This is a genomic window from Streptomyces sp. NPDC046821, from assembly GCF_040645335.1.
GTDB lineage: Bacteria > Actinomycetota > Actinomycetes > Streptomycetales > Streptomycetaceae > Streptomyces.
This window is the reverse complement of record NZ_JBEYYB010000024.1, coordinates 1-14,246: the sequence shown is the minus strand read 5'-3', so window position 1 is coordinate 14,246 and position 14,246 is coordinate 1. Positions and strand designations below refer to the sequence as shown.

The 14,246-nt window shown below is 70.7% G+C and carries 12 protein-coding genes and 1 pseudogene; 3 read left to right on the top strand and 10 right to left on the bottom strand.

The genetic code is table 11. From position 1 onward, the window contains the following. Positions 1-203 precede the first annotated feature (203 nt). The gene (locus tag ABZ893_RS34385) at positions 204-1,850 is read left to right on the top strand and encodes an FAD-dependent oxidoreductase (protein WP_361411943.1); all 1,647 of its coding nucleotides are present in this window, start codon (positions 204-206) and stop codon (positions 1,848-1,850) included. A 26-nt stretch (positions 1,851-1,876) separates the two neighbouring features. Further along, positions 1,877-3,001 (top strand): Rieske 2Fe-2S domain-containing protein, encoded by a 1,125-nt coding sequence (locus tag ABZ893_RS34380; protein WP_361412037.1) that lies wholly within the window; start codon positions 1,877-1,879, stop codon positions 2,999-3,001. Positions 3,002-3,057: 56 nt separating this feature from the next. Here ABZ893_RS34380 and ABZ893_RS34375 read toward each other — a convergent pair whose 3' ends face one another. The 6 genes from ABZ893_RS34375 to ABZ893_RS34350 all read right to left on the bottom strand — a co-directional run bounded on the left by ABZ893_RS34375 (position 3,058) and on the right by ABZ893_RS34350 (position 8,648). Beyond that, positions 3,058-4,404 carry a hypothetical protein gene (locus ABZ893_RS34375; protein WP_361412035.1) on the bottom strand — a complete coding sequence of 449 codons (1,347 nt, stop codon included), beginning with the start codon at positions 4,402-4,404 and terminating at the stop codon, positions 3,058-3,060. Between the two features lie 38 nt (positions 4,405-4,442). After that, positions 4,443-5,555: a hypothetical protein gene (locus tag ABZ893_RS34370; RefSeq protein ID WP_361411941.1), complete on the bottom strand. Its 1,113-nt coding sequence runs from the start codon at positions 5,553-5,555 to the stop codon at positions 4,443-4,445. After that, positions 5,552-6,589 carry a hypothetical protein gene (locus ABZ893_RS34365; protein WP_361411939.1) on the bottom strand — a complete coding sequence of 346 codons (1,038 nt, stop codon included), beginning with the start codon at positions 6,587-6,589 and terminating at the stop codon, positions 5,552-5,554. Before ABZ893_RS34365 ends, ABZ893_RS34370 begins: the two co-directional genes overlap by 4 nt. Before the next feature lie 47 nt (positions 6,590-6,636). Beyond that, positions 6,637-7,347: an LPXTG cell wall anchor domain-containing protein gene (locus ABZ893_RS34360; RefSeq protein ID WP_361411937.1), complete on the bottom strand. Its 711-nt coding sequence runs from the start codon at positions 7,345-7,347 to the stop codon at positions 6,637-6,639. Between the two features lie 195 nt (positions 7,348-7,542). Beyond that, positions 7,543-8,064, bottom strand: coding sequence for an ATP-binding protein (locus ABZ893_RS34355; protein ID WP_361411935.1), 522 nt, complete (start codon positions 8,062-8,064; stop codon positions 7,543-7,545). A gap of 215 nt (positions 8,065-8,279) precedes the next feature. Further along, on the bottom strand, positions 8,280-8,648 hold the full coding sequence (locus ABZ893_RS34350) for an STAS domain-containing protein (protein WP_361411933.1): 369 nt from the start codon (positions 8,646-8,648) through the stop codon (positions 8,280-8,282). 253 nt (positions 8,649-8,901) lie between these two features. On the opposite strand from ABZ893_RS34350, the gene ABZ893_RS34345 reads away from it, so the two are divergent. Beyond that, the gene (locus tag ABZ893_RS34345; RefSeq protein WP_361411931.1) at positions 8,902-9,795 is read left to right on the top strand and encodes an RNA polymerase sigma factor SigF; all 894 of its coding nucleotides are present in this window, start codon (positions 8,902-8,904) and stop codon (positions 9,793-9,795) included. A gap of 45 nt (positions 9,796-9,840) precedes the next feature. On the opposite strand, the gene hutI is transcribed toward ABZ893_RS34345, so the two are convergent. The 4 genes and pseudogenes from hutI to ABZ893_RS34325 all read right to left on the bottom strand — a co-directional run. Continuing rightward, the gene (gene hutI, locus ABZ893_RS34340; protein ID WP_361411929.1) at positions 9,841-11,010 is read right to left on the bottom strand and encodes an imidazolonepropionase; all 1,170 of its coding nucleotides are present in this window, start codon (positions 11,008-11,010) and stop codon (positions 9,841-9,843) included. A gap of 130 nt (positions 11,011-11,140) precedes the next feature. Beyond that, positions 11,141-12,478: a formimidoylglutamate deiminase gene (locus tag ABZ893_RS34335; RefSeq protein ID WP_361411927.1), complete on the bottom strand. Its 1,338-nt coding sequence runs from the start codon at positions 12,476-12,478 to the stop codon at positions 11,141-11,143. After that, entirely contained in the window at positions 12,469-13,671 is a 1,203-nt protein-coding gene (locus tag ABZ893_RS34330; RefSeq protein WP_361412033.1) for an allantoate amidohydrolase, read from the bottom strand. Before ABZ893_RS34330 ends, ABZ893_RS34335 begins: the two co-directional genes overlap by 10 nt. 20 nt (positions 13,672-13,691) lie before the next feature. After that, positions 13,692-14,246: pseudogene (locus ABZ893_RS34325) on the bottom strand (urocanate hydratase); the annotation flags it as partial.

Sequence of the window (14,246 nt, the reverse complement as noted above, 5' to 3'; positions counted from 1 at the left end):
GCTTGTCCGCCGGAGCCGTCAGGTAGAGCGTGCAGTCACTCCCGCAGGGCCCGGGAGAGGGCGAAGTACCGGCATATGTCGGCACCGAACGGACCGGACCGGGTCCACGCCCAGCCGCCCGAGCGCACGCCTGAAGACCCCTTCCGGCGTGCGCCTTCCGTCGGGCGGTATCGGCTTCCGCTTCGGCGAAGGGAACGGTCACAGTGGACTGGGATCACGAGTACGACGTGGTGGTGGTCGGCTCCGGTGGAGGCGGCATGACCGCCGCGATCACCGCGCAGCTGCACGGCATGTCCGCCCTGGTGGTGGAGAAGACCGACCGTTACGGCGGCTCCACCGCGCTGTCCGGCGGCGGTGTGTGGATACCCGACAACATCTACCTGCGGCAGGCCGGGCAGGTCGACACGTACGACAACGCCATGGACTACCTGGACGCCACCGTCGGCGACCAGGTCAGCCGGGAGCGCAAGCACGCGTACCTCACGCGCGGCCAGGAGATGCTCAAGTTCCTGTTCGACCGCACCGACGTCAGCTTCAAGTACGTCCCGAACTACGCGGACTACTATCCCGAGCGCAAGGGCGGCAAGCCCGCCGGCCGCACCATCGAGCCGGACACCTTCGACCTGCGCCGGCTCGGCCCGGAGGCCGCGAACCTGCGCACCAACGAGCTGCCCACGTACGGCCTCACCATCACCCAGTACGACTTCCGCTTCCTGAACATGGCGGCCCGTACGTGGAAGGGCCGGCGGACCGCGGCGAAGCTCGCGGCGGGCGCCGTCAAGACGCTGGTCACCCGCTCGAAGCCGGTCGCGCTCGGCGCCGCGCTCGTCGGACGGCTGCGTCTCGCGCTCGCCAAGTCGGGCGGCGCCATGTGGCTCAACTCCCCTTTCCATGAGCTGGTGTCGGAAGACGGCAAGGTCGTCGGCGTACGCATCGAGAAGGACGGCAAGGCGGTGACCGTCCGGGCAAGGAAGGGCGTCGTGTTCGCCGCCGGCGGCTTCTCGCACAGCCAGGAACTGCGCGAGAAGTACCTGCCCAAGCCCACCTCCGCGGACTGGACGCACTCGTCGCCCGGTCAGATCGGCGAGGTGCTGACGGCCGGTGTCGACGCGGGCGCCGCGCTCGCCCTGATGGACAAGGTGTGGGGCGCTCCGTCCACTCCGGTCCCGGGCGGCGGCCTGTTCTTCCTCGTCGCGGACCGCGCCGTGCCCGGCATGGTCATCGTGAACGGTGAGGGCAAGCGCTTCGTCAACGAGGCTGCTCCGTACCACGAGTTCGTGGACGAGATGTATGCCAGCCCGAGCGCGCCCGAGAACTCCTGGATCATCATCGACTCGGTCGCGCGCAAGCGTTACCCGTTCGTCGGCCTGGTGCCGGGCCAGAAGTTCCCGAAGGCGTTCGAGGACGAGGGCATCCTCAAGACCGCCGGCTCGATCCGCGAACTCGCCGCGAAGATCGACGTCCCGGCGGAAGCTCTTGAGCAGACGATCAAGCGCTTCAACTCCCTTGCCGAGCAGGGCCGCGACGCCGACTTCGGCCGCGGCGACAGCACGTACGACCGCTACTACGGCGACCCGACGCTGCCGAACCCCAACCTGCACCCGCTGACCGAGGGCCCGTACTACGCGCTGCCGGTCAAGCCCGGTGACCTCGGCACCAAGGGCGGACTCCTCACCGACGAGCACGCGCGCGTGCTGCGCGAGGACGGCACCCCCATCGACGGCCTGTACGCCACCGGCAACTGCTCGGCGGCCGTCATGGGCGACACGTACCCCGGCCCCGGCTCCACCATCGGCCCCTCGATGACCTTCGGCTATGTCGCCGCGACCCACATGAAGGACGCCTCGTGAGCTACCACGCGATCAAGACCGACCCCATGCCGAACCGCTTCGCCCGTGGCTGGCACTGCATCGGCCTCGCGGAGAACTTCAAGGACGGCAAGCCGCACCAGATCGAGGCGTTCGGCACCAAGCTCGTGGTGTTCCAGGGCGAGAGCGGCGAGCTCCACGTCCTCAACGCCTACTGCCCGCACATGGGCGGCGACCTGAGCCAGGGCACCATCAAGGGCGACGCGGTCGCGTGCCCGTTCCACGACTGGCGCTGGTCCGGCGACGGCACCTGCTCCGGCATCCCGTACGCGCGCCGCGTCCCCCGCGCCGCCAAGACGCGGGCCTGGACGGCGCTGGAGGAGAACAAGCAGCTCTTCGTCTGGCACGACCCGCAGGGCAACCCGCCGATCCCGGAGCAGGCGATCCCGAAGATCGAGGGCGCGTTCAGCGACGAGTGGAGCCAGTGGACCTGGAACCAGATCCTCATCGAGGGCTCGCACCCGCGCGAGATTGTCGACAACAACTCCGACATGGCGCACTTCTTCTACGTGCACTACTCGTTCCCGAAGTACTTCCAGAACGTCCTGGAGGGCCACATCGCGGCCCAGAGCATGAACTACGAGTTCCGCCAGGACTACGACCTCGGCATGGTCCCGGCCGGCACCGAGCCCGCGGTCAACCGCTCGGAGGCCGCGTACTACGGCCCCTCCTACATGATCGACTACCTGTGGAGCCCGGTCGGCGGCGGCCAGGAGATGGAAGCCGTACTGATCAACAGCCACTACCCCGTCCGCGAGAACGCGTTCATGCTGCAGTTCGGCGTGATCGTCAAGAAGCTGCCGGGCATGGACGACGAGGCGGCCAACGCCGCCGCCCAGCAGTTCGGCGCGGGTGTCGAGATCGGCTTCCGGCAGGACGCGGAGATCTGGCAGAACAAGGCCCGCGTCGACAACCCGCTCCTCACCGAGGAGGACGGCCCGATCTACCAGCTCCGGCGCTGGTACCAGCAGTTCTACGTGGACGTGGAGGACATCACCCCGGACATGACCAACCGCTTCGAGTTCGAGCTGGACACCAGCCGGGCCGACAAGGTGTGGCGCGAGGAGGTCGCGGAGAACCTCGCGGCGGGCCGCGTGGTCTCGTCCACCAGCACCGTCTCCTCGATTTACTGAACGCATAGGGGGCCGGGGCGAGTTGATCACCCCGGCCCCCCTGTGTGCTTACCGGGTCAGCCCGCCCGGCGCCGGCTCGGCAGGAACGTGAAGACCGCTCCGCCCAGCAGGATCACCGTGCCCGCGACCAGGCCGAGGGCCCGCAGGCTGCCGTCGTTCTCGGCACCCGTCTGCGCGAGACCACCGGACGTACCGGCACCGCCCGCCGCCGAACCGGAACCGCCCGCCGAGCCCGAGCCGCCGGCCGCGCCGCCCGGCTGGGCCGCCGTGTCGATCTCGAGCGAGACCTCGGTCTTCGACGGCGTGCAGGTCGTCGTCGTACCGAGGGCCATCACCGTGAGGACGCCCGGCGACAGGGTCGACTTGCCGGACCCGCCCGGCTTGTAAGTGCCGGTCAGGTCAGGGATGTTGATGGGCTGGCCTGACTTGATGGGCTCGGCGTTCGCCGGGCCCGCCACGTGGACCGTGCCCTTGTCGGCACCGCCGAGCTTGACCTCCATCGACGGCGTGACCGACCCCTTCGGGATGTCGGCCGGGCTGTCCATGACGGACTGCTTGAACTTCACCGTGAGCCCGTAGTCCCCGCCGTTCTTCTTGGCGTTGATCTGCACGGGCGAGGTGGCGTTCTTGTCACCGATGGGCGTCTTGCACTGGTACGGGATCTGGACTTCCTTGCCGGTGAAGTCGCTCTGCCCGCCACCGCCGCCGCCGGTACTGGACCCGCCACCGGTGCTGGAGCCACCGCCCGTGCTGGAGCCTCCGCCACTGGAGCCGCCGGTCGGCGCACCCGTCGGAACCCCGGTGGGCAGACCCGTCGGCAGCCCGGTCGGCACGCCCGTCGGCAGCCCTGTGGGAAGTCCGGTCGGCACACCCGTGGGCAGACCGCCGCCACCGGGCGCGCCAGTCACCTTGATGGTCGCCCCCGGATTCACCGTCTCCTTGGGCGAGCACTTGGTGTCCGTCGAGATCGGCTTGCTGACGTTGATGTTGTACTTGTCCGGGGTCAGCGTCACCTCGCCCGGCGCCGTCAGCTTGATGGTGCCCTTCATGTCGGACAGCACCATCGGGCTGTTCTTCGGGATGGGCGGGTTGGAGCGCGGTCCCTGCATCGAGATGTCCGCGGTCTGCGCGCCGCTCGCCTTGAGCGTGCCGGTCGGCTGGACGGTGTCCTTGCCGAGGTCGATGACGCCCGGGTTCTGGGACGCGGCCTGCGTCGTCTTCCAGACGACCTCGACCGTGTCACCGACCTTCGCCTCGGCGGGCGCCGTGATCTCGACCTTGGTCGTCCCCTCCACGGGGCCCATGCCGGAGATCGCGGGCGGGATGCACTCGGTCTTGTACGCGACCTCGGTGGCCGCCTGTGCCGGTGCGGCGACGAGCAGGAGGCCCGCACCGCTCAGCATCAGGGCGACGCCGGCCGCGCTCACTCTCCGTTGGGTGCTCACGTGTGTCCCTTCGTTGTCGGGGTGTTGTCTGACGGTGCGGAGAGCTGACCGGCCGGTGCGCCGGGGTCTGTGTCGGGGGTGAACCAGGGCAGGGCCGTAGTCGTGGTGGTCGCGCTCGGTGGCCCGGAGGGCTCGTGGCGGCTCAACTTGGGGAGCCGGGCGGTCAGTTCGGGGCGTCGCCTCGCGCTCCGGTGCCGGCTCGCGCCGCCGCCACCGCCACCGGACCGCCGGGGCCGCACGCGGTCGACGACGGCCATCCCGATCCGGAAGATCGCGGCCGGTACGACGACACAGAGCAGGATCCAGAAGAGCGTGACGCCCCACGGCCTGCCGACGCCCCACGGCTGCTCGGCGAGCACCTTGCCGCCGAACTTGAGCGAGATCAGGTAGTTGCCGTGCGCCCCCGAGGACAGCTCGACGGGCAGTTTGATCTGCGCCTTCTTGCCCGGCGCGATCGTGCCGCGCCACTGCTGGTCCTCCCACTGCGGGGCGAACACGCCGTGCGAGGTGCCGACCTGGAAGACCGGGTCCTTGAGGGGCGCCGAGCCGACGTTCCCGACGGTGAAGACGAAGGTGCGCGAGGGCGGGGCGCCGAACCAGGTCAGGATGCCGCTCGACCCGTCGAGCCGGGTGTCGGTGAGGACGGACAGCTTGCCGCCGGTCGCCTGCTCGGGGATCGCCTTGACGGCGTGCCCGGCGACCTTGAGCACGGCGTCGGCCTGCGCCGTCTCGCCGGTGACGGTCGCCACGTGGACGACGCACGGGCAGGGCACGGGCGGCTCGGCGACCGGCAGGTCCTTGCTGAAAGAGCCGTCGGAGCCGGTGGTGACGGCACGCCCGTCGGCGTTGGCGCAGGAGTTGGTGCCGCCGACGACTCCCTTGCCGGGTGCGGACTGGCCGCAGATCAGCATCATGAGGAGCGCGTCGGGCCGCCAGCCCGACCCCTTGACGGTGACGGAACCGCCCGCCCCCGCCTCGGACTTGGAGAGGGTGACGGCCGGCCCTTCGGCGGCGGACGCGGCCTGCTGCGGCACGGCGAAGCCGAACGCGGCGACGAGGGCGAGGGCTGACGCCCACAGCCGGGGACCGCGGCGATGGCGGCGGTTCATGACCAACTCCCTTGGCTCCCATGGTTCTGGAGGGTCTCGACGACTTCTGGGGGCTCGATGTGCGCAGGGTTCTCGGTGTTCTCGTGGTCCTCAGGAGGCAGGACGGTCCCGGTGAGGCCGTCGTCCGCCTCGTCACCGTGGCGTCGTCTTCGGACGAACCAGACGGCCCCTCCCCCGCCGGCCACGACCACCACACCGACGGCGGCGAGCGCGCCCCACGGCACGAACCGCTTCGTCGCCGTCGCCTCGCCGTGCGCGCCGCCCCCGGCCGTGACCGTGAGCCGCACCCGCACCGAGTCGAGGGCGGGCGCGTCCTTCCACGGCTCGGTGAGCGTGACGCGGCTGCCGGGCAGCAGCTCCACGGGCAACGTGCGCGGACGCCGGTCGAGCGCCCGCCCGAACACCCCGTCCGCCCGCACCGCGAGGCGGGGCGTCAGGGTGGTGTTGCCGCGGTTGACGAGGTCGTACGAGATCCGGCCGCCGTCAGTGACGCGCACCTTCTCGACGGTGAGCGCCGACAGGGTGGGCCCGCTGACCCGCAGGTGGACCCGCACGCCCACCTCGCGTCCGTTCGCGCTCGCCACGACGGCGCCCGGGTGGTCGCCGGGTGCGGCGTCGGCCGGGACGGTGACGCTGAAGGGCACCTCGGCGCGGGTGCGCGCCGGGACCTTCACCGTGCGCCGGGCGAACGTGATCCAGGCGCCGGTGTCCTTGGAGGTCTTGCGAAGGGAGAGGGCGCCGGTGCCGGTGTTGTCGGCGTCCGCGCCCCTCAGCCGCACGGTGAGGGGGCGGTCGCCGGGGTTGGTGACGGCCACGTCGTCCTGGAGCACCGTGCCGGGCACCCCTTCCGCGTAGAAGTAGGGGCGCCCGTCCTCGGCGGGTCTGGTGCCGCCGCCGGCCGACGGCGCGACGGACCATTCGGGCGCCGTCGCCGTGCCGGCCGCGGCCGCCGGACCCCCGGCGCCCACGGCCAGCAGGACAACGGCCCCGCACAGCGCGCGCAGGCGGGCGAGGGCCCGGGGACGGGTCGGCATCGGCGGCTCCAGGTGATCGCGGTCGGACGTCGGACGGGCCGACCGGGTCAGCGCGCCGCCTGGTGGCGCCGCGTCAGCCACAGCACGCCCGCCGCGCCCGCGAGCAGCACGGTGCCGCCGAGGGTGCCGAAGGCGAGTGCCGAGTCCTCGGGACCGGTCTTCGGCAGCGTGCCGCCGGACGGCGTGCTCTGCGAGCCGCCCGTGGAACCGCCCGAAGTGCCGCCGCCCGCAGCCGCCTTGACGTCCAGCGTCAGGGACGGCTTCGGGCTGTTGGCGGGCGTGCACGTGGTCGTCGTGCCGAGCGCCTTGATGGTGAGGACACCCGCGGTGAAGGTGACGCTGCCACTGTTCTTCGGTGTGTAGGTGCCCGACAGGTCACTGATCTTGATGGGGGTGTTGGCGGGGATCGCCTCCGCGTTCGGCGGTCCGGTCACCGGCAGGTCGCCGGTCTCCGCGCCGCCCAGCTTGATGACGGCACTGGGGCTCATGGCCCCCTTGCCGAGCTCCACCGGGCTGGACGAGACGCCCTTCTGGAAGGACATGGTGATCTTGTAGCTACTGCCGCTCTGCACGCTCTTGATGTCGATCGGGGAGACTGCTCCCTTGTTCCCGATCGGCGTCTTGCACTGGTAGTTGACGTCCTGTACGGCGGCCTGGGCCGCGGGGGCGGCCAGCAGCACCGTGGACGCCGCGCCACAGCCCAGAGCCGCGGCGAGCGCGAGTGCTCCCGTTCGCTTCTGGTACGTCCGGTACGACACCTCGAGTTCCCCTCACGCCGGGAAGATCCTGAGTTGCACGCGCCAAGTTACTGACGGCACATCAGATTGGGCGCTCAAGGTACGCCCGGTAACCCTGGGAGGGAAGACATAAACGTGCGCCGGATCCGACGGGATCCGGCGCGTGCGAAGAGATGTACGAACCCTGGGTAACCCCAAGTGCCGTAAGGGCTCTGGTCAGGCGGGTGCCCCGACCTCCGCCCACACTGTTTTGCCGGGTACGCCAGGGGCCCTGACGACACCCCAGTCCATGCACAGCCGTTGCACGATGAACATCCCGTGCCCGCCGGGACGGCCGGCGCGGTGCGGGGTCCGGGGCGCGGGTTGACCGGCCCCCCGGTCGGAGACCTCGATACGAAACACCTTGCTGTCGCACGAGATACGGAGTTCCTCGGGGCCCTCGGCGTGCAGGCAGGCGTTGGTGACCAGTTCGGAGACGACGAGCAGGACGTCCTCGGCCGCGGCGCGCCGGTCGGCGGTGTCCGCCGGCATCCAGCCCCAGGCGTACAGGGCCTCGCGGGCGAAGTCGCGGGCCAGGGGGACGATGCCGGCCGCCCCGACCAGGTTCAGGGTGCGGCTCTGCTGCCCGGCCGGCCGCCCGACGTCGGCGGGGGACTGGCTGGGCGTGCCGCCGGCGTCGCCGGCGGCCTCCGGCTCCGGGCCGCGGTCGCCCGGCGAGTAAGGCCGGGTGGTGCTCATCAGCACTTCACCTCACCGAGACTCTTGACGTGTGATTCGTGGAAACTAACCGCCGTGACGGCGTGGCCCCGGCTGGGACCCAGCATGTCTCCTGCCCGGCCGAACGGCGTGAACACCCACCGTTTCGGCGTGGCCGGTGTGACACTGGTAACGCCTCGATCACGCAGAGACAACTGACGCGTAACTTCCGCGTTTCGACCTGCGCACGGGCCCCGTCAGTCGCTGAGAGCCGCGCTCAGCGACTCGTGAACGGTGAAGACGGCGTCCGCGCCCGTGATCTCGAAGACCCGGGCCACCGCGGGCAGCATCCCGGCCAGATGGACTCCGCCACCGGCCGCTTCCGCCTTGAGGCGGGCACCGAGCAGGACGTTGAGCCCGGTGGAATCGCAGAACTCCAGCCGTGAGCAGTCGATCACCAGCCGTGAGAAACCGGCGGTGAGAAAGCTTTCCAGGGGTTCTCTCAATAGATCGGCGGTGTGGTGATCCAGCTCACCCACCGGAGTCACGACGGCGCTGGGGCCCTCTTCCCGCACCTCGACCAGAAGCCGGCCCCGATGTGCGCTGCCGACTGTCCCGCGGTCCATGACGTCTCTCTCTTCCGAGTCTGCTCGACCGTCGTGGCTGTTGATTGACGCCCTCGAACCCTACGCCCTCGTCACGCCTGCCGGTACCTGAACAACCCCCAGGAAGCGGACATTTCGCAACAGAACAGACTTGCGAGTGGAGCGTAAAAACGGGTAGGCCTAGTAAGGACAACTATCGACCACGGCCGGCTTCGGAGGCGCCGCACACCGCAACAGTGCACGTATTGGCTTCGGCAGCCATATGCCGAGAACGATGGAGGACATCATGTCACCCCGGCTCGACGGATCGCGTACTGACCAGGCGTCGACGTCGACTCCCCCGGAACACGAGACCTTCGACATCCTGGCCGACCTGCCGGAGATCCCGCCTTTCGACGAGGTGGCTCCCCAGGACGCCCGGGCCCTGTCCAAAACGCTCTTCGAGCGCATGGAGTCCCTCGAAGAGGGCACCCACGAGTACGCGTACGTCCGCAACACCCTCGTCGAACTCAACCTCGCACTGGTGAAGTTCGCGGCGTCCCGGTTCCGCTCCCGCAGCGAACCGATGGAAGACATCATCCAGGTCGGCACCATCGGCCTCATCAAGGCCATCGACCGCTTCGAGCTGAGCCGTGGGGTGGAGTTCCCCACGTTCGCGATGCCGACCATAGTCGGCGAGATAAAGCGCTTCTTCCGCGACACTTCCTGGTCGGTCCGCGTCCCGCGGCGCCTCCAGGAGCTCCGTCTCGACCTCGCCAAGGCGGGCGACGAACTCGCCCAGCAGTACGACCGCGCACCCACGGTCGGTGAACTCGCAGAGCGTCTGAGCATCACGAACGACGAAGTCGTCGAGGGCATGGCGGCGTCCAACGCCTACACGGCGTCATCTCTGGACGCGCAGCCCGAGGAGGACGACTCCGAAGGCGCGCTCGCGGACCGCATCGGATACGAGGACCACGGCCTGGAGGGCATCGAGTACGTCGAGTCCCTCAAGCCCCTGATCGCCGAACTCCCGTCCCGCGACCGCAAGATTCTTTCTCTCCGCTTCGTCGCCAACATGACGCAGTCGGAGATCGGCGACGAGCTCGGCATCTCCCAGATGCACGTGTCCCGTCTGCTCACGCGCACCCTCGTACGGCTGCGCAAGGGCCTCACGCTGGAGGAATAGCCTTCCCGGCCGGCCTCCCGCGTGAGGCGATGCCCTGAGTGTCGGTCAGGCGGCGCGGACCCCGCGCCGCCAGACCGCCGACACCAGCGGCACACCCGGCCGGTACGCCAGGTGCACGTGGCTCGGGGCGTCCAGGAGCGCCAGGTCCGCGTACGCGCCCGGCACGAGAGCGCCCACGTCCTCACGGCGCAGCGCCTGCGCGCCGCCCGCCGTCGCCGCCCACATGGCCTCGTCCGGGGTCATCCCCATGTCACGGACGGCCAGGGCGATGCAGAACGGCACCGAGGACGTGAAGGACGAGCCCGGGTTGCAGTCCGTCGAGAGAGCCACCGTGACGCCCGCGTCGAGCATCCGGCGCGCGTCCGGCCACTGAGCGCGCGTCGAGAACTCCGCGCCCGGCAGCAGCGTCGCCACGGTCGAGCTGTTCGCCAGCGCGTCGACGTCCTCGTCCGTCAGGTGCGTGCAGTGGTCGGCGCTCGCCGCACCGATCTCCACCGCGAGCTGGACACCCGGGCCGTAGCCGAGCTGGTTGGCGTGCACGCGCGGGAGCAGGCCCTTGGCCTTGCCGGCGTTGAGGATCGCGCGGGCCTGGTCGCCGTCGAAGGCGCCCTTCTCGCAGAAGACGTCCACCCAGCGGGCGTGCGGGGCGCAGGCCTCCAGCATCTCGCCGGTGACCAGGGAGACGTAGCCCTCCGGGTCGTCCGCGAAGTCCGGGGACACGATGTGGGCGCCGAGGTAGGTGACCTCGTCGGTGTGCTTCGACGCGATGCGCAGCGCGCGCGCCTCGTCCTCGACGGTCAGGCCGTAGCCCGACTTCGTCTCGAAGGTCGTCGTGCCCTGGCGCAGCGCCTCGTCGAGGTGGTGGACGAGGTTCGCCTCCAGCTCCTCGTCGGTGGCGGCGCGGGTGGCGGCGACGGTCGTGCGGATGCCGCCGGCGGTGTAACTGCGGCCCGACATACGGGCGTTGAACTCCTGGGTGCGGTCGCCCGCGAAGACCAGGTGCGAGTGCGAGTCGACGAAGCCGGGGATGACGGCGCGGCCCTGCGCGTCGTGGGAGGCGTCGGCGGCGGGCGCCTCGGCGGCCGGCCCCACCCAGGCGATCCGCTCGCCGTCGACGACGACGGCGGCGTTCTCGATCAGGCCGAGGGGGGAGTCGCCGTGGGCCGGGTCGTTGGTGACCAGGGAGCCGATGTTGGTGATGACGGTGGTGGTCATGATTCCTCTCCTTGGTGGGGATACCCCGAAACGCCGGAGGGGCTGAAAGTCAGCCCCTCCGGCGTTTCGAGGAGTGGGGTCCAGGCGGACCCCGGTGGTGTGGGGAAGGGGCGGACCGGTTGAGGCGGCCTCAGTCCCGCAGTGCGGCGATCGACGAGGCGAGCGCCCCGGCGACGTCCCCGACCAGCTCGTGCCGGCCGTCACGGACGACGTGCTTGCCGCCCACGACCGTGTGCTTCACATCGGCGCCGCTCGCGGCGAACACCGCGATCTCCGCACCGAGGCTCGCGGCCGGTCCGGCCGTACGCACCGAGTCGAGCGTCACCGTCACGAGGTCGGCGAACGAGCCGGCCTCGATGCGTCCGGCGTCGTTCCAGCCGAGCGCCGCGTGGCCGTCGACCGTGGCGGCGCGCAGCAGCTGAGCCGCCGTCCAGTGACCGCGCGTCTGCGTGCGCAGCCGCTCGTTCAGCTCCATGGCCCGAGCCTCTTCGAAGAGGTCGATGACCGCGTGGCTGTCCGAGCCCAGCGAGAGCGGGGAGCCCGCCTTCTGCAGGGCCACGGCCGGGCCGATGCCGTCGGCCAGGTCGCGCTCCGTGGTGGGGCACATGCACGTACCGGTACGGGAGTTGCCCAGGAGGGCGATGTCCTCGTCGGTCATGTGCGTGTTGTGCACACCCACGGTGCGCTCGCTGAGCACGCCGTGCTCGGCGAGGAGCTGCGTCGGCGTGCAGCCGTGCGCGGCCAGGCAGGCCTCGTTCTCCTTGACCTGCTCGGAGAGGTGGACGTGCAGCGCCGCGTTACGGCCCTTCGCCCACTCGGCGACCGTGGAGAGCTGGTCGGCGGGCACGGCACGCACGGAGTGCACCGCAGCGCCGATCCGCGCGTGGTCCCGGTCCTTGAGGAGCGAGGCACGCTCGGCCCACGCCTCGGTGGTGCCGTCCGAGAACCGCTGCTGGTGCTCGTCGGGCGCCTGGCCGAAGCCGGACGAGACGTACGCCGTGTCGAGCAGCGTGATGCGGATGCCGGCCTCGGCCGCTGCCGAGATCAGCGCCTCACCCATCGCGTTCGGGTCGGCGTACGGGGTGCCGCCCGGCGCGTGGTGCAGGTAGTGGAACTCGCCGACAGTGGTGATGCCGGTGAGCGCCATCTCCGCGTACACGGCCTTGGCGAGGTCGTGGTACGTGTCCGGGGTGAGCCGGTCCGCGTACGAGTACATGGTGTCGCGCCACGTCCAGAACGTGCCCGAGCCCACCTGGACGTGCGAGCGCAGCGCCCGGTGGAAGGCGTGGCTGTGCGCGTTGGCGAGGCCGGGGACGGTGAGGCCGCGCAGGGCCGTCGCGCCGGGCGGCGGGGCCTCGACCCCGGTCCGCACGGCGGAGATACGGCCGTCGGCCGCGACCTCCACGACGACACCCGACTCGACCGACGGGTCGATCCAGGCGTGTTCCAGCCAGTACGTCACCTGCACGCCAAGCCCTCCAGTACGTCCGCGAGTGCGCTGACCCCGGCGAGGCAGTCGTCTTCGCCGGCGTGTTCGGCCGGCGAGTGCGAGACGCCCGTGGGGTTGCGTACGAACAGCATGGCGGTCGGGATCTGGTCCGCGAGGATTCCCGCGTCGTGTCCCGCGCCCGTGCCGAGCACGGGGACGGTGATCTCGCCGTCGGTGCCGAGGATGCGGCCCAGTTCGTTGCGCAGCGCGTGGTCGAACTCGACGATGGGCGTGAAGGACTCACGGACCGTCGTCAGGTCGAGACCGTGCTTGTCGGCGTACTCACGGGCCGCCTTCTCGACGCCGGTGACGACCGTGTCGAGCGTCGCCTGGTCGGCGGCGCGCGAGTCGAGCCAGCCGCGGACGAGGGACGGGATCGCGTTGACGCCGTTCGGCTCGACCGAGATCTTGCCGAAGGTGGCGACCGCGCCGGCCAGCTCCGCCTCACGGCGGGCGGCGAGGACGGTCTCCGCGTACGACAGCATCGGGTCGCGCCGGTCCACGAGGCGGGTGGTGCCCGCGTGGTTGGCCTCGCCGCGGAAGTCGAAGCGCCAGCGGCCGTGCGGCCAGATGGCACTCGCGATACCGACGGCGTCGCCGGACAGGTCCAGGGCGCGGCCCTGTTCCACGTGCAGCTCGATGAACGCGCCGATGCGGGAGAGCCGCTCCGGGTCCGCGCCGATGGCCTCGGGGTCGTAACCCGCGGCCTCCATGGCCTTGGGCAGGCTCACGCCGTCCATGTCGCGCAGCTCGGCGGCCTGGGCCGGGGTGAGCTTGCCCGAGGTGAGGCGGGAACCGACGCAGGCCAGGCCGAACCGGGCGCCCTCTTCGTCACCGAAGTTGGTGAGCGCGAGGGGCCGGGTGAACTCCACGCCACGGGCGCGGAGTTCGTCGAGCGCGGCGAAGGACGACACGACGCCGAGGGGGCCGTCGAAGGCGCCGCCGTCGGGGACGGAGTCCAGGTGGGAGCCGGTGACGACGGCGTCGCCGGCCTCGGGGTCGCCGAGCCAGGCCCACTGGTTGCCGTTGCGGTCCAGCTCGTAGGTCAGGCCACGGGCCTCGGCCTGCGCCTTGAACCACTCACGGCAGTCGGCGTCGGCCCCGGTCCACGCGAAGCGGCGGTAGCCACCGCTGTCGTCGTTACGGCCGATGGGCGCGAGGTCGCGCCACATCTCGCCGAAGGAGGGGTTGCTCACGCGTCGTCACCCTCGCGCATGGGGATGCGGACGCCGCGCTCGGCAGCGACCTCGGCCGCGTACTCGTAGCCGGCATCGACGTGACGGATGACGCCCATGCCGGGGTCGTTGGTGAGCACGCGCTCGATCTTCTGCGCGGCCAGCTCGGTGCCGTCCGCGACGCAGACCTGACCGGCGTGGATGGAGCGGCCCATGCCCACGCCACCACCGTGGTGGATGGAGACCCAGGAGGCACCGGAAGCGGTGTTGACCAGGGCGTTCAGCAGCGGCCAGTCGGCGATCGCGTCCGAGCCGTCCTTCATGGCCTCGGTCTCGCGGTACGGGGAGGCGACGGAGCCGGAGTCGAGGTGGTCGCGGCCGATGGCGATCGGGGCGGACAGCTCGCCGCTGGCGACCATCTCGTTGAACTTCAGACCGGCCAGGTGACGCTCGCCGTAGCCGAGCCAGCAGATGCGGGCCGGGAGACCCTCGAACGCGATGCGCTCGCCGGCCATGTCGATCCAGCGGTGCAGGTGCTTGTTCTCCGGGAACAGCTCCTTGATCGCCTTGTC

Excerpts from the sequence above, each read along its gene's own strand:
- ABZ893_RS34380 (WP_361412037.1), top strand. The coding sequence starts at position 1,877 with ATGCCGAACCGCTTCGCCCGTGGCTGGCACTGCATCGGCCTCGCGGAG.
- ABZ893_RS34375 (WP_361412035.1), bottom strand. The coding sequence starts at position 4,404 with ATGCTGAGCGGTGCGGGCCTCCTGCTCGTCGCCGCACCGGCACAGGCG.
- ABZ893_RS34370 (WP_361411941.1), bottom strand. The coding sequence starts at position 5,555 with ATGAACCGCCGCCATCGCCGCGGTCCCCGGCTGTGGGCGTCAGCCCTC.
- ABZ893_RS34365 (WP_361411939.1), bottom strand. The coding sequence starts at position 6,589 with ATGCCGACCCGTCCCCGGGCCCTCGCCCGCCTGCGCGCGCTGTGCGGG.
- ABZ893_RS34355 (WP_361411935.1), bottom strand. The coding sequence starts at position 8,064 with ATGAGCACCACCCGGCCTTACTCGCCGGGCGACCGCGGCCCGGAGCCG.
- ABZ893_RS34350 (WP_361411933.1), bottom strand. The coding sequence starts at position 8,648 with ATGGACCGCGGGACAGTCGGCAGCGCACATCGGGGCCGGCTTCTGGTC.
- ABZ893_RS34345 (WP_361411931.1), top strand. The coding sequence starts at position 8,902 with ATGGAGGACATCATGTCACCCCGGCTCGACGGATCGCGTACTGACCAG.
- hutI (WP_361411929.1), bottom strand. The coding sequence starts at position 11,010 with ATGACCACCACCGTCATCACCAACATCGGCTCCCTGGTCACCAACGAC.
- ABZ893_RS34330 (WP_361412033.1), bottom strand. The coding sequence starts at position 13,671 with ATGTGGCGCGACCTCGCGCCCATCGGCCGTAACGACGACAGCGGTGGC.